Source organism: Paraburkholderia sp. J63, assembly GCF_905220245.1.
Lineage (GTDB): Bacteria > Pseudomonadota > Gammaproteobacteria > Burkholderiales > Burkholderiaceae > Paraburkholderia.
Genome location: NZ_CAJMZF010000194.1, coordinates 1 through 371, shown reverse-complemented (window position 1 = coordinate 371; position 371 = coordinate 1). Strand labels below are relative to the sequence as shown.

The 371-nt window shown below is 62.0% G+C and carries 1 protein-coding gene; it reads right to left on the bottom strand.

Annotation, left to right across the window (positions count from 1 at the left end; genetic code table 11):
• The coding region (locus tag U5775_RS39135; RefSeq protein WP_322063463.1) for an ABC transporter ATP-binding protein at window positions 1-371 on the bottom strand (371 nt) is incomplete at both ends.

The window sequence follows — 371 nt, the reverse complement described above, 5'->3', positions numbered from 1 at the left end:
TTTCGCGTAGCGGCTCATCTGCACGAGGTTCAGCGCATCGGCCACGCGCTCGCGGATCTCGTTCTTCGGCACACCTTCCTGCTTGAGGCCGAACGCGACGTTCGACTCCACGCTCATGTGCGGAAAGAGCGCGTACGACTGGAACATCATGTTGACGGGGCGTCGATACGGGGGCAGTGTCGCGAGGTCTTCGCCATCGACGAAGATCTTGCCCGAGGTGGCCGTTTCGAGCCCGGCGAGCATGCGCAGCAGCGTGGACTTGCCGCAACCCGAGCTGCCGAGCAGCGCGAAGAGCTCGTTCTTCGCGATGTTCAGGTTCACGTTGTTGACGGCGACGCTGTCGCCGAACTTCTTGACGACGTTTTCGATGC